Genomic DNA, 13,108 nt, shown 5'->3' on the forward strand with positions numbered 1-13,108 from the left:
GAAAACGCAGACGCAAAAAAACGCGGACTAGCCGCGTTTTTCACTTTCTTGAGACAAAGGAAACCCGTTCGACTAGCGTCACTCCCAAAGCTTGGTAGTAGTTCGCGGTGTCATAACCGGTTTTACCTTTCTCTCTCACTGCATTCTGGTGGGCGGTGAGGAATTCGAATCCCCGACCCCTTGGATGTCGACCAAGTATTCTAACCAGCTGAACTAACCGCCCGTAAAACTTTTGTTGATCATTTTATTTCACATGACCGCTTGCGGCTTGCGCCAGCTTAAAAACCATCTACTTCCAAATTCTGGTGGGCGGTGAGGAATTCGAATCCCCGACCCCTTGGATGTCGACCAAGTATTCTAACCAGCTGAACTAACCGCCCCGAAGACCAGCATTATAGAGAGGCTTTCCCAGAATGACAAGGGCTGTTTTACAGGAAACTTTAATCTGTTTTTCATCCGCTTCCCGGGCGTCAGCCCCCTTTATACAGAGTCGGCCCGGCACGCGCGGAATGCCGCTAAAATCGCGGCATGAACTCCACCCTATTCAGCTGGCTGAAAACCCTGAGCCGCGTCTGCGGTTTCGAAACGGCCGATTCCTTCCCGCCCGGCCACCCGTATGCGCGCACGCGCTGGAATGCGGCTTACTTCGATATCGCTTCCGACGTGAAGCCCGACGAGATGGAGCGGCGCCTGTGCGCGGCCATCGCCAACACGCCAAGCGTCTTTGCCTATATCAGCAATCCCACGCCGCGCATGCAGCGCGCGCTGCTGAACGTGATCCACGACCGGCTGCGGCGCCAGCCCGGCGCGGGCGCCACGGACCTGGTCTTGTTATTGATCAATGCCTACGCCAGCCCCCACATCACGGAAGCCGTACCCGGCCTGCGCACATTGATCTTCAACACGGAACATGAAGACACGAATCTGCGCGTGCATGCCATCCTGGAATTGCTGGTGGGCACGCCACGGGGGCTGGACGTCATCGATATGTAGTGAACGAGATGTAAATCAGGCGTGATTGGCGGGCACATAGCGCGCCCGCAAGCGCATGAACGGCGTTTCCACCACCTTATATAAGATCCAGCCCGTGGCAATGCTGAACGCGATCATCACCAGCATGGCCGGCAAGCTGTCCGGCCCGTAACCGAGATCCTGCAAAATCGGGTGCAGCAAAATGCACAGCTGCTTGTGCAGCAGGTAAATCGCATACGACCACAGAGCCAGGCTGGCCGCGCCCGGCACGCGCACTTTGTACAGGATGCTGGCGGGACTCAGCGCGGCGACCAGCAGCAAGCTGAAACTGACGGCCAGGGCTGGATAGCCAAACACCGTCACGCTATAGCCATAGTGATCGGTGAGAAACACGTAAAACATCAGCGCCGTGCCAGCGATTCCCGCCAGCAAGATGCGGTTACCGTATGAAGTGAGGCGCGTCCAGGCGATGGGATGGTAGTTTTTCAGCAGCGCCAGCGCCACGCCCGCCACCAACTCGTCGAAACGGCACCAGGAAGCGTAATAAATATACTTGTAATAGCCGAGGCCGCCGCGCGGCACTTGCACATATTCGTCCCATAGATACGCGCGCAGCAGCATGCCGACGATAAAGCTGGCGGCCACGGCCACCCACGCCCACAGCAGCGACTTGCGACAAGCGGCGACAAGCAAGGCCACGGCCGGCAGCAGCACATAGAACTGCTCTTCCACGCATAGCGACCACGCATGGGAAAACGCCGTGCCCGGTGTCAAATTGATGTTCTGCGTAAACGTCAGGAATTTCCACAGAGGCAGCAACGCGCTATCGCCGCGAAACGTGGGCCACAAATAATACAGCGCCAGCACGACATAGAAGTTGGGCAAGGTGCGCAGGAAACGCCGCGCATAGAAGCGGGGCAAGGAAAACCCGTGTTCGCTGCGCAAGGAGGCAAAGATCTGGTTGCCAATCAGATAGCCACTGAGGGCAAAGAACAGGTCCACGCCCGTCCAGCCGATTTCCCCCCAGAAACCAAACGCCCCGCCCTCGCTGACGAACAGCAAATAATGGTTCATGAACACCAGCACGATGGCCAGCGCGCGCAAGGTATCGAGACCAGCCAGGCGCGAGGAAGACGAAGAAGACGACATGGATATCAGCAATGGAAAACAACGGTGGCGCCGATCATGCCATGCCGCACACTGCCATGGCCAACTTTTTACAGGCGGCCACGGCGAATCCCGCTAAAATATGCCGACCTCGCTTTCCCTTCCCGCAACAGCATAGGATATGTCCAGCATGAGCAGCGCACTCCACTTCAAGTCCATCAACTACACGGGCCAGGGCAGCGGCCCGCGCATGATCGTCACGGGCGCCGTGCACGGCAATGAAACCTGCGGCACCAAGGGCATTCACCGCGTGATGGCTGAACTCGACAGCGGCGCCCTCTCCATCCTGGCTGGCAGCGTCACTTTCGTGCCCATCACCAATCCACTGGCTTACGCCAAGGGCGTACGTAGCGGCGACCGCAACCTGAACCGCAATCTGTTTCCGAACGACAATCCGCAGGATTTCGAAGACCGCATCGCCAACTGGCTGTGCCCGTTGCTGGGCCAGCACGACGTGCTGCTGGACTTGCACTCGTTTAATGCCGACAGCCAGCCCTTCGTCATGGTGGGGCCGCGCAACAACGATGGTCCGCTGCAACCGTTTCAACATGCAGACAAGGAACGCGCGCTGGCGCGCCGCCTGGGCGTGCGCCGCTTCGTCGATGGCTGGCTGCACGCTTACGGCCAGGGCGTACAGCGCCGCATGGGCAATAGCGACCAGGTGGGCCTGGTCTTGCGCTATGGCGTGGGCACCACCGAATACATGCGCTCGACGGGCGGCTACGCCTTGACCCTGGAATGCGGCCAGCACGCGGACCCGGCCGCGCCGGATGTCGCCTACCGCGCCATTATGAACACGCTCGCCTTCCTCGGCTTCATCGACGCGCCGCAACCGCAGCCAATCGCCGACGTCGACATGGAAGCGCTGAACATGGTCGTCGTGCACGACAAACTGCACGCGGACGACCGCTTCATCAAGACTTGGTCCAGCTTTGACAAGGTGAAACAAGGCGAGCAGATCGGCGTGCGCGCCGACGGCACGCCCGTGACGGCCGAATTCGACGCCTACATCCTCTTCCCGGACGTCAACGCGGCAGCCAATGCGGAGTGGTATTACCTGGCGCGGGTGGCCAGCAGCTTTTGATTAGTGTCCGACCGACTTCGAAAACAAATTGATCACCAGCACGCCGGCAATGATCAGCCCCAGGCCGATCAAGGCCGGCGTATCCAGGCTCTGCTTGAACCAGAACCAGCCCACGGCGGAAATGAGCACGATGCCCACGCCCGACCAGATCGCGTAGACGATGCCGGTAGGAATGACCTTCAAGGTCAGGGACAAGCACCAGAAGGCGATGCTGTAGCCCACCACGGTGATGACACTGGGCAGCAAGCGGCTGAAACCGTCGGACGCCTTCAAGGCGCTGGTAGCGATGACTTCGGCGATGATGGCGATGGCCAGGTAGAAATACGTCATGGCGAGGCTCATGCGACAGTCCTTTCAAGGTAAATCAAAACAACATCGCCCTGCCTGCCCGCCGCCTGTTACATCAGGGCGGCACGACGGCGTAGGGCGCGTCAGGGAAATTATTGAGGGCTGAGCAGCTTCAAGCCCAGGATGCCCGATACGATCAAGGCGATGCAGGCAATGCGCGCGGCGCTGGCCGGTTCACCCAGCACCATGATGCCGAAAATGGCCGTGCCCACGGTGCCAATGCCCGTCCAGATGGCATACGCCGTGCCCAGCGGCAAGGTGCGCAGCGCCAGGCCCAGCATCACCACGCTGCCCAGCATGGAAATGGCCGTCAGTACGGATGGCACGAGGCGGGTAAAGCCGACGCTATATTTGAGGCCGATGGCCCAGCCAATTTCCAGTAAACCTGCCAATACCAGGATGATCCACGCCATCACTACTCCCGAGGCGGCAGGGTCGTCCCCGCCATGCAGCCCCGTCATCGAGCGGGGTCGTCCCCACAGGAGCAAAAGAAAAAGTATACCACTGGGTAAAAACACTTGCTGCAAGCACACTTTCCCCAGTGCGACCGCTCCAGTCAAATGTTGCCAAAAAACCTGCTGGTGGCAGCATAATAATTGCATCTCAACCATTCAGGAGCGACGATGCACACTCTGGCCCAGGTTCTTACTGCCCTCATCCTGCTGCTGCACATCTACATCGTGTTGCTGGAAACCGTGCTGTTCGATACCCGCGGACGCAAGGTGTTTGGCCTGTCCAAGGAAAAAGCGGAGATCGTGCGTCCCGCCATGTCGAATCAGGGTTGCTATAACGGCTTTCTCGTAGCAGCGCTGGCGCTGGGCTTTTTTCACCCGGACGCGGTCATCGCCCATGCGTTTACCGTCTTCGGCCTGGCGTGCATCGCCGTGGCCGGCGTATGGGGCGCAGTGACCGTCATGACACGCATCCTCTATCTGCAAACGGCGCCTGCCGTCATCGTTTTGCTGCTGTTCCACTTCGATTGATTCCTGCCGGGCGGCCATGCGACCGCCCAACGCCTGCCCCCCCCTGAAAATCCACGCTGTCAGCAGTTTTTTATTTATATCGTAGTATAGCGATATTGAAATTCACAAAAGACGAACCATATATCGTCTACAGACGAACATAGACCTGGAGAAACACCATGGACATCGACGCCATCCACAAGGCGCTGGCCAACCCCGTGCGGCGACAGATCCTGCAATGGCTGAAGGAGCCGGAGCAGCATTTCGCCCAGCAAGACCATCCGCTCGACTTCGGCGTCTGTGCCGGGCTGATCGACCGCAGCCTGGGCCTGTCGCAATCGACGGTCTCGGCCCACCTGGCCACCTTGCAAAAGGCCGGCCTGATTTCCGCCAGAAAAGTCGGGCAGTGGAGTTTCTTCAAGCGCAATGAAGCCACCATTCAGGCTTTTCTGGAACATATGCAACAAGGTTTGTAACCGTAGCCCCATCCTTATCGCCGTTCGCGGCATTCTCGACAGGAAAGATAGCAACCATGGCAACCTTATTCGACCCCATCACCATTGGCAGTCTGCAACTGAAAAACCGCATCATCATGGCGCCGTTGACGCGTTCGCGCGCCGGCAATCCGGGCCGCGTGCCCAACGCCCTGATGGCCGAGTACTACACGCAGCGCGCTTCGGCCGGCATGATCATCTCGGAAGCGACGGCCGTCACGCCGCAGGGCGTGGGCTATGCCGACACGCCGGGCATCTGGTCCGAGGAGCAGGTGGAAGGCTGGAAACACATCACCAAGGCCGTGCATGACGCTGGCGGCCTGATCGTGCTGCAATTGTGGCATGTGGGCCGCATTTCCGCGCCCGTCTTCCTCGATGGCGACCTGCCCGTGGCACCCAGCGCCGTCAAGCCGGCCGGCCATGTCAGCCTGCTGCGCCCGAAACAGGAATTCGTCACGCCGCGCGCGCTCGATACGGAAGAGATTTCCGGCATCGTGGCGGCCTACCGCCTGGGCGCCGAGAATGCGAAAAAGGCCGGTTTCGACGGCGTGGAAATCCACGGCGCGAATGGTTATTTGCTCGACCAGTTCCTGCAAGACAGCACTAACTTGCGCACCGACAACTACGGCGGCTCGATTGAAAACCGCGCCCGCCTGATGCTGGAAGTGACGGATGCGTGCATCGTGGTATGGGGCGCCGACAAGGTGGGCATGCATTTGGCACCGCGCCGCGATGCGCACGACATGGGCGATTCCAACCCGCGCGCCACCTTCGGCTATGTAGCACGCGAGCTGGGCAAGCGCGGCATCGCCTTCATCTGCGCGCGCGAAGCGCTCGGTGAAGACCGCCTGGGCCCGTACCTGAAACAGGAATTTGGCGGCGTCTACATTGCCAACGAGAAAATGGACAAAGCGGCGGCCGAAGCCTTGCTGGCCACGGGCGAAGCCGATGCCGTGGCCTTCGGCCTGTGGTTCATCGCCAATCCCGACCTGCCTATCCGCCTGCACAGCGACGCGCCATTGAATCCGCTGAATGCGGACACCCTGTACGCACCCGACGCTGCCGGCTACACGGATTACCCTGCACTGGCGGCACAGGCTTAAACAGCATTCTCAGCGCAGCATTCTCAGCGCAGAACCCTCAGCGGCACTGAGCTGCCGCCGCCTTACTTTCGCCGCAGTTCCCCCACCTTCAGCGCCATCGGCGCCGTGCCGGCCGGGCCGGACGGCGCGCGTGCACGCTGCTGAACACACGACGTATCACCTCGGCCGGCACCGCGTGCTCACGCAAGTAGGCTGTCGCCACCGTCCGGCCCAGGGTGTGATGAAACGCCACGCCACGCTCGACGAGCTCGGCCATCACTTTGTCCGTCCGGTCATGCTCCCCAGGTACATCATCGATACTGTTTTTCATGCCATGGCTCCCTGTCGGCTGGATCAACGCTGCACCGAGTTTTGACCACATTGTGCGCATTTAGTGCCCGCCACAGTGACAAAGCATCGTTAAAATAGCAGCAACAACAGCCCCGGTGCCGCATGAATAGCAGCCTCGGCTGCTTGTCGCCACCGCCAGCCCCGTATAAAATGCCTGCGCAGAATTTTTGCTTCAAGGAAAATGGCCAGCAGCGCCATCCCATTAAGAACAGTGTCACTGAAGGGTATCAATGGACGATTTATTTGTACAAGCGGGCGACTTGCCGACCTGGCACCAGCGCTGCGCGCTGCGCGTGCTGCAGCTGTTTGGCTGGCGCATGCGCTTCCGTCCCCTGCCTGGGCCGCGCGGCATCGTCGTCGTCTACCCGCACACGTCGAACTGGGATTTCATGGTGGGCCTGTTCGGCAAATGGGCGCTGTCGCTGCCGTTCCGCTGGCTGGCCAAGGATACCCTGTTCCGCGGCCCCATGGGCAAGGTGCTGCGCTACCTGGGTGGCGAACCCGTCGACCGCAGCACCACCAGCGGCACCATCGGCCGCCAGGCCGAGCGCATGCTGGCCGCCGACTGGTACTGGCTGGCCATCACGCCGGAAGCGACGCGCAGCTACCGTCCGAACTGGAAAAGCGGCTTTTATCACCTGGCCCTGGCCGCCAAGGTGCCGCTGTTGCTGGTGTATATCGACTACCCGAACAAGGTGCTGGGCATCGTCGACCATATCTATTTGACGGGCGACAGGGAAGCCGACATGGCCGCCATCGCCGCCGTGTATGCGGGCCACCAGGGCTTGCATCCGGAAAAGGCGGCGCCCATCGTGCTATCCGAGAAGCGCCCCGGCGCTTAATTCATTCCCATCAGCACCACGCCGGCGGCCGTCAAGGCCACGCCGGCCACGCGCAGAACGCGCTCGGCCATCACCTGGCCGGCGAAACGTCCCGCACACAGCAGCATGGCCGAAGCCAGCAGGAAGCCGCACGCGGCCGCTGCAGCCGGCAATTCCTGGCCATGCGCATTGCCATGCGCCAGCGCAAACATGCCCACGAGACCCACGCCCAGCCAGTTCGGCAAGGCCAGCGCCAACGCGATAACCAGTCCCACCAGCGCCACCGTGGCGGCGATGCCCGTTTCCAGACCGGGAATGCGCAAGCCCGCCATGCCGGCCAGCGCACCGAGCAGCATCATGCCAAGGAAAGTGGCCGGCTGGCCCCAGCCACGGCGCTGCTGGCCGCCCCAGAGACCCACGCCCAGCATGGCCAACAAATGGTCGATGCCCGTGAACGGATGGGCGAAACCGGCCAGGAAGCCGGCACTCTCGCCATGACCGGGGTGGGCCATGGCGGGCAGCGCCAGCAGGCACAGCGCAGCCACGGCGGCTGTTTTCTTCATCAGTCTTGTGCTCATTGCAGCTCCTTGCCTGGTTGGTCGAGCAAACCTTGCTCGCGGATAAAATCGATGACGACCTGCACGCCGTCGCCGCTGCGCAGGTTGGTAAACACGAAGGGGCGCTCACCGCGCATGCGTTTGGCGTCCTGCGCCATCACGTCCAAGTTGGCGCCTACATATGGAGCCAGGTCCGTCTTGTTGATAATGAGCAAATCGGAGCGTGTGATGCCGGGCCCGCCCTTGCGCGGGATTTTTTCGCCGCCGGCCACGTCGATCACGTAAATGGTCAGGTCCGACAATTCCGGACTGAAGGTGGCGGCCAGATTATCACCGCCCGATTCGACCAGGATTAAGTCCAGGTTGGGAAAGTCTGCCTGCATGCGCGCGATGGCTTCCAGGTTGATGGAGGCATCTTCGCGGATGGCCGTGTGCGGGCAGCCGCCCGTCTCCACGCCCATCAAACGCTCGGCCGGCAAGGCACCGGCGCGCAGCAGGATTTCCATGTCTTCCTTGGTGTAAATGTCATTCGTGATGACGGCCATGTCGTAGCGTTCGCGCATGCCCTTGCACAGCATTTCGCACAAAGCCGTCTTGCCCGAGCCGACAGGCCCGCCGATGCCCACGCGCAGGGGATTGGAGTTGATCGATGTCATGTTGTAGTCTCTCGTTGTCGTGTTCAGGATCGGTACAGGCGGCTGTACTGCACTTCGTGCCGCATCGACAGCAGCGACAGGCCGGGCGCCCAGTTGCCCAGCTCGTCGTCCTGCAAGGTTTGCGCCGTCAGCGCCGCCGCTTCCAGCTCCGGCCGCAGCGACAGCAGCAGGCGCTGGCCCGCCACCTGCCCCAGCGGCACGGATTTCACACAGACGAGCACCTGGTTTTCCGCCCACGCAAACAGCATGGCAAGCAACGCTTCCTCGCGCGGAATGGCCAGCGCCACCACGGCGCAGGCATAGGCCGTGGGCAGGGCCACTTCCGGCTGGCCCTGCAACATGTCGATCAGCACGCCGTCGGCCACGCCCAGCTCGGCCAGCAGCTTGGTCAAGGAGTATCCCATCTGGATGGTCTCGGCGCGAAATTCCGCCGTGTCGCGCGAAGCGATGAAGCGCTCGCTCCAACGCTGCACGGCGCACAGATCGTGCGCCTCGAACGCCTGCATCAAACGCCAGCACAGGGGTGCTTCCCAGCGCGCCACCACCTGCGTCAGATGCTGCGCGATCCAGTCGCGCGCGGTGACCGCATCGTTCACCAGGCCGCACTCCAGTGCCGCTTCCAGTCCCTGCGAATAGCTGTAGGCGCCAATCGGCAGGGCCGGGCTGGCGAACTGCAGCAAATGCAGCAGGGCCGAGGCCTGCATCATGCGGTGCCCGGTGTATCACCGGGGCGGTGGATTTTCTGCCGCAACGGCACGGGCGCCAGCAAATGCCGGCCGTGGCCGTCGTGGTGGCCATGGCCGCCGCCATATGCGCCCGCCTCCGGCTCGAACGGCGCACTTTCTTCCGTCACAGTCGCCTGCAAGCCTTCCAGCATCTCCTTCAACACCACGTCCTTGCGGATGCGCAAAAAGCCGTCGCCCACTTGCGCCTGCGTGTGCCGGTTACCCAGGTGAAAAGCACAGCGCAGCAGGGTATGCGCATCTAGGCAGCGCACCAGGTAGGTCGGTTCGCGTGCGGCGACGATCTGCACCACCTGGCCATCCGGCCCCGTCATGCGCTCGCCGTCGCGCAGCACCGTGCCGCGCACAGTGAACACGGCCACCTCGTCGCCATTCGACAGCACGGCGCGCAGCCGGCATTTTTCGCGCTGGTCGTAGGGCAGCACAAGTTGGGTAACGGCGGCGCGATGATCGTCCGCCGCCAGTTTGGTATGCAAAGTGAGCATGATTGTCTCCTGCCTAGAATAGAAAATAGCGCTGCGCCATGGGCAGCACGGCGGCCGCCTCGCACACCAGCAGCTGGCCGTCGGCGCGCACGGCATAGGTTTCCGGGTCCACTTCCATGTGCGGCGTGGCGCTGTTATGGATCATGTCGTGCTTGCGCAAGCCGCGCATGTTTTTCACGGCGATGACGGATTTATTCAGTTTCAACTGGTGCCCGATATCGAGGTCATAGGCCGCCTGCGAGACAAAGGTAAACGACTTTTTCAGGCCGCCGCCAAAGGCGCCGAACATCATGCGGTAATGCACGGGCTGCGGCGTGGGGATCGACGCGTTCGGGTCGCCCATCTGCGCGGCGGCGATCATGCCGCCCTTTAAAATCATCGACGGCTTGACGCCGAAGAAGGCCGGCTTCCACAGCACGATGTCGGCGATCTTGCCCGCCTCGATGGAGCCCACCACGTGCGATATTCCATGCGTGATGGCCGGGTTGATCGTGTACTTGGCGATGTAGCGTTTGGCGCGGAAGTTGTCGCTGCGCGCGGTGTCGGGCGCCAGCGGTCCCCGCTGCACCTTCATCTTGTGCGCCGTCTGCCAGGTGCGCATGATCACTTCGCCGACACGCCCCATGGCTTGCGAGTCGGACGACATCATCGAGATGGCGCCGATATCGTGCAGGATATCTTCCGCGGCGATGGTTTCGCGGCGGATGCGCGACTCGGCAAAGGCCACGTCTTCGGCAATGGCCGGGTCCAGGTGGTGGCACACCATCAGCATGTCCAGGTGCTCGTCGAGCGTGTTGACGGTGAAGGGCCGCGTCGGGTTGGTCGACGACGGCAGCACGTTGGATTGCCCTACGGCGGCGATGATGTCGGGCGCATGGCCGCCGCCCGCCCCTTCCGTATGGAAGGTGTGGATGGTGCGGTCCTTGAAGGCGGCCAGGGTGTGCTCAAGGAAGCCGCCTTCGTTGAGGGTATCGCTGTGCAGCGCCACCTGGATATCCATGCGGTCGGCCACCGACAGGCAGTTGTCAATGGCGGCCGGCGTGCTGCCCCAGTCCTCATGCAGTTTCAGGCCGATGGCGCCCGCGCGCACCTGCTCTTCCAGCGGCAGCGGCAAACTCACATTACCCTTGCCCATGAAGCCCAGGTTCATCGGGAAGGCGTCGGCGGCCGCCAGCATGGCATGCAAATGCCATGGCCCCGGCGTGCAGGTGGTGGCGGCCGTGCCCACGGCAGGTCCCGTGCCCCCGCCCAGCATGGTGGTCACGCCGCTCATCAGGGCTTCCTCGATCTGCTGCGGGCAGATGAAGTGGATATGCGTGTCGACGCCGCCGGCCGTGACGATCATGCCTTCACCGGCGATGATCTCGGTCGCGCCGCCGATGGGAAGCGTCACGCCGGGCTGGATGTCCGGGTTGCCCGCCTTGCCGATGCCGAAGATCAGACCATTTTTTAGGCCGATATCGGCTTTCACGATGCCCCAGTGGTCGAGAATGACGGCATTCGTGATGACGGTATCCATCACCTCGGCCGCGCAGCGCTGCGACTGGCCCATGCCATCGCGGATCACCTTGCCGCCGCCGAATTTCACTTCTTCGCCGTAGATCGCATAGTCATGCTCGATCTCGATGAACAGTTCCGTGTCGGCCAGGCGGATGCGGTCGCCCTTGGTGGGGCCGAACATCTCGGCGTACGCGCTGCGGGGAATGCTGGCCATCTCAATCCTTTCCTGGTGGAGTGTCTTGCAGTGCGCCCATCACTTCGCCATTGAAGCCGTAAACCTTGCGTTCGCCCGCCAGCGCCACCAGTTCCACCGTGCGCTGCTGGCCCGGTTCGAAACGCACGGCGGTGCCGGCCGTGATGTTCAAACGCATGCCGTAGGCGCGCCAGCGCTCGAAAGCCAGCGCCGGATTGACTTCAAAAAAGTGAAAGTGCGAGCCGACCTGGATCGGCCGGTCGCCCCGGTTGGCCACCACCACGGTGGCCGTGGCGCGGCCCGCATTGAGGCTGATTTGGCCTTCTTCCAATTTGTATTCGCCTGGGGTCATGAGGGGCTCCTTCAAAGATCGCGTTACGCTTGCCGGCGGGTCGCCGGCGCAAAAACAGCCATGGCGCGGGTGGCGCCCTGGCCAGTCAAGAAACTACGGTATTGGATGGTGCACGGTCACCAGCTTGCTGCCATCGGGGAAGGTCGCTTCCACCTGGATATCGGGGATCATCTCGGCGATACCATCCATGACGTCGGCGCGCGAGAGTATTTTCGTACCGTCCGACATCAGCTGCGCCACCGACTTGCCATCGCGCGCGCCTTCCATGATGGCGGCGCTGATCAGAGCCACCGCTTCCGGATAATTCAATTTCAAGCCACGCGCCAGGCGCCGTTCGGCCAGCAGTGCGGCCGTAAAAATGAGCAGCTTGTCTTTTTCGCGGGGAGTCAGGTCCATGGTTTTCCTTGCGCTTCTTTCCTGATCAAGTGTTCCAGCTGCGGGGTACGACGGCGTCGCGTCCCAGCATGGCGGGGCGCAGCAACTGCCAGGCGACCAGCATGATTCGACGCGCCGCCTCGCTGTCGCCGCACAGCAGGCGCACCACCACCAGCGCCTTGATTTGCGTGGCGCCAAACACGGCGCCGGCCGGCACGGCGATCTCGCGCACGGCCGCCAGCACGGCGGGAGAAATAGACGTGCCGACGGCGATCAGGGTGGCGCATACCGTGTGGCCTCCCAATCCCAGTGGACTGGCCATCAGCGCGCCGTCGGCGGCCAGCACGCCCTGCTCCCACCACAGCAGCTTGCCGCCGCGGCGGATTTGCACCTGCTGGCTGATGCTGCCCGTGTTAAAAATTTCGCCAGAGGCGCTGCGGCCCAGGCAAACGATGTCGCAACCGATGTAGCTGGCGTTCGCCGCCAGTTCCACCTCGTGGCGCAGGCGCACGCAAGCCTGGTCGAAGAAAATGCTCTCCTGTGGCAGCCACTCGATGGCGGCGCCGGCGCCGGCGCGCAGCAAGATATGCTGGCCCGAGACGTGGCCATTCGCGCGGTACCACTTGGCCGCGCCCGGCGACGTGAGAAACGCATGCGCGCCCTCGCCCACCGTGGCGTCGACGGCCAGCTGGTCGCCGCCCACCACGCCGCCGGGCGGATGGATGATGATGGCGTGGCAGACGGCATCGCCTTCGGGATATAGGGGCTTTTGCACGCGCAAAGGGCCGCTATGCGTGCGCTCGACCAGGCGGCTGACGCCATCGTGCCAGGCAAAGCCCAGGCGCAAATGCGCCTGCCAGGCGCTGTGCGCGCTGGCGTCATTCGATATAGCTGGACGGGTGCTGTCTGGCATGCGGAGCAATCGCGTAAATAAGCGACTACCTAAGCAGGATATGTGCCAGCGTC

At 62.2% G+C, this 13,108-nt stretch carries 18 protein-coding genes and 2 tRNA genes; 6 read left to right on the top strand and 14 right to left on the bottom strand.

What is annotated here, in order from left to right; translation table 11 throughout:
* Window positions 1-146: 146 nt before the first annotated feature.
* Window positions 147-223, bottom strand: a tRNA-Val gene (locus tag ACQ4W7_RS18575).
* Window positions 224-303: 80 nt separating this feature from the next.
* Window positions 304-380: transfer RNA gene (locus ACQ4W7_RS18580), tRNA-Val, on the bottom strand.
* A 148-nt stretch (window positions 381-528) separates the two neighbouring features.
* On the opposite strand from ACQ4W7_RS18580, the gene ACQ4W7_RS18585 reads away from it, so the two are divergent.
* Window positions 529-993 carry a hypothetical protein gene (locus ACQ4W7_RS18585; protein ID WP_426070291.1) on the top strand — a complete coding sequence of 155 codons (465 nt, stop codon included), beginning with the start codon at window positions 529-531 and terminating at the stop codon, window positions 991-993.
* Between the two features lie 15 nt (window positions 994-1,008).
* Here the strand turns inward: ACQ4W7_RS18585 and ACQ4W7_RS18590 are convergent, their stop codons facing one another.
* Window positions 1,009-2,121, bottom strand: a complete 1,113-nt coding sequence (locus ACQ4W7_RS18590; protein ID WP_436532368.1) for an acyltransferase family protein — start codon at window positions 2,119-2,121, stop codon at window positions 1,009-1,011.
* Window positions 2,122-2,260: 139 nt separating this feature from the next.
* Here ACQ4W7_RS18590 and ACQ4W7_RS18595 point away from each other — a divergent pair, with 139 nt between their 5' ends.
* Window positions 2,261-3,223 carry a M14 family metallopeptidase gene (locus ACQ4W7_RS18595; RefSeq protein ID WP_436532370.1) on the top strand — a complete coding sequence of 321 codons (963 nt, stop codon included), beginning with the start codon at window positions 2,261-2,263 and terminating at the stop codon, window positions 3,221-3,223.
* Here the strand turns inward: ACQ4W7_RS18595 and ACQ4W7_RS18600 are convergent, their stop codons facing one another.
* Window positions 3,224-3,553, bottom strand: coding sequence for an SMR family transporter (locus ACQ4W7_RS18600; protein ID WP_426070861.1), 330 nt, complete (start codon window positions 3,551-3,553; stop codon window positions 3,224-3,226). It lies immediately after the preceding gene.
* Window positions 3,554-3,663: 110 nt separating this feature from the next.
* A complete protein-coding gene (gene sugE / locus ACQ4W7_RS18605; RefSeq protein WP_436532479.1) occupies window positions 3,664-3,984 on the bottom strand; it encodes a quaternary ammonium compound efflux SMR transporter SugE in 321 nt (106 codons plus the stop codon).
* 210 nt (window positions 3,985-4,194) lie between these two features.
* Between sugE and ACQ4W7_RS18610 the strand changes: the two genes are divergently transcribed.
* The 3 genes from ACQ4W7_RS18610 to ACQ4W7_RS18620 all read left to right on the top strand — a co-directional run bounded on the left by ACQ4W7_RS18610 (window position 4,195) and on the right by ACQ4W7_RS18620 (window position 6,130).
* A complete protein-coding gene (locus ACQ4W7_RS18610) occupies window positions 4,195-4,554 on the top strand; it encodes a DUF1304 domain-containing protein (protein ID WP_436532372.1) in 360 nt (119 codons plus the stop codon).
* Between the two features lie 158 nt (window positions 4,555-4,712).
* Window positions 4,713-5,009 (top strand): ArsR/SmtB family transcription factor, encoded by a 297-nt coding sequence (locus ACQ4W7_RS18615; protein WP_101481826.1) that lies wholly within the window; start codon window positions 4,713-4,715, stop codon window positions 5,007-5,009.
* Window positions 5,010-5,065: 56 nt separating this feature from the next.
* Window positions 5,066-6,130, top strand: a complete 1,065-nt coding sequence (locus tag ACQ4W7_RS18620; RefSeq protein ID WP_436532374.1) for an alkene reductase — start codon at window positions 5,066-5,068, stop codon at window positions 6,128-6,130.
* Between the two features lie 88 nt (window positions 6,131-6,218).
* Here the strand turns inward: ACQ4W7_RS18620 and ACQ4W7_RS18625 are convergent, their stop codons facing one another.
* The gene (locus tag ACQ4W7_RS18625) at window positions 6,219-6,440 is read right to left on the bottom strand and encodes a hypothetical protein (protein WP_426070296.1); all 222 of its coding nucleotides are present in this window, start codon (window positions 6,438-6,440) and stop codon (window positions 6,219-6,221) included.
* A gap of 250 nt (window positions 6,441-6,690) precedes the next feature.
* On the opposite strand from ACQ4W7_RS18625, the gene ACQ4W7_RS18630 reads away from it, so the two are divergent.
* The gene (locus ACQ4W7_RS18630; RefSeq protein WP_436532377.1) at window positions 6,691-7,302 is read left to right on the top strand and encodes a 1-acyl-sn-glycerol-3-phosphate acyltransferase; all 612 of its coding nucleotides are present in this window, start codon (window positions 6,691-6,693) and stop codon (window positions 7,300-7,302) included.
* Here ACQ4W7_RS18630 and ACQ4W7_RS18635 read toward each other — a convergent pair.
* From ACQ4W7_RS18635 to ACQ4W7_RS18670, 8 genes are all read right to left on the bottom strand, one after another.
* On the bottom strand, window positions 7,299-7,859 hold the full coding sequence (locus ACQ4W7_RS18635; protein WP_436532379.1) for a HupE/UreJ family protein: 561 nt from the start codon (window positions 7,857-7,859) through the stop codon (window positions 7,299-7,301). The genes ACQ4W7_RS18630 and ACQ4W7_RS18635 overlap by 4 nt on opposite strands.
* The gene (ureG, locus tag ACQ4W7_RS18640) at window positions 7,856-8,494 is read right to left on the bottom strand and encodes an urease accessory protein UreG (RefSeq protein WP_426070299.1); all 639 of its coding nucleotides are present in this window, start codon (window positions 8,492-8,494) and stop codon (window positions 7,856-7,858) included. The genes ACQ4W7_RS18635 and ureG overlap by 4 nt, the downstream gene beginning before the upstream one ends.
* A gap of 23 nt (window positions 8,495-8,517) precedes the next feature.
* Window positions 8,518-9,198 carry an urease accessory protein UreF gene (locus tag ACQ4W7_RS18645; RefSeq protein WP_436532481.1) on the bottom strand — a complete coding sequence of 227 codons (681 nt, stop codon included), beginning with the start codon at window positions 9,196-9,198 and terminating at the stop codon, window positions 8,518-8,520.
* Window positions 9,198-9,722 (bottom strand): urease accessory protein UreE, encoded by a 525-nt coding sequence (ureE, locus tag ACQ4W7_RS18650; RefSeq protein WP_436532381.1) that lies wholly within the window; start codon window positions 9,720-9,722, stop codon window positions 9,198-9,200. Before ureE ends, ACQ4W7_RS18645 begins: the two co-directional genes overlap by 1 nt.
* A gap of 13 nt (window positions 9,723-9,735) precedes the next feature.
* On the bottom strand, window positions 9,736-11,436 hold the full coding sequence (ureC, locus tag ACQ4W7_RS18655; RefSeq protein ID WP_426070301.1) for an urease subunit alpha: 1,701 nt from the start codon (window positions 11,434-11,436) through the stop codon (window positions 9,736-9,738).
* Window position 11,437: 1 nt separating this feature from the next.
* Window positions 11,438-11,767 (bottom strand): urease subunit beta, encoded by a 330-nt coding sequence (locus tag ACQ4W7_RS18660; protein WP_436532383.1) that lies wholly within the window; start codon window positions 11,765-11,767, stop codon window positions 11,438-11,440.
* 93 nt (window positions 11,768-11,860) lie between these two features.
* Window positions 11,861-12,163 (bottom strand): urease subunit gamma, encoded by a 303-nt coding sequence (locus ACQ4W7_RS18665; protein WP_034751936.1) that lies wholly within the window; start codon window positions 12,161-12,163, stop codon window positions 11,861-11,863.
* A gap of 25 nt (window positions 12,164-12,188) precedes the next feature.
* Window positions 12,189-13,055 carry an urease accessory protein UreD gene (locus ACQ4W7_RS18670; RefSeq protein WP_436532385.1) on the bottom strand — a complete coding sequence of 289 codons (867 nt, stop codon included), beginning with the start codon at window positions 13,053-13,055 and terminating at the stop codon, window positions 12,189-12,191.
* Between the last annotated feature and the right edge of the window lie 53 nt (window positions 13,056-13,108).

Source organism: Janthinobacterium algoris (genome assembly GCF_051380935.1).
GTDB lineage: Bacteria > Pseudomonadota > Gammaproteobacteria > Burkholderiales > Burkholderiaceae_D > Janthinobacterium.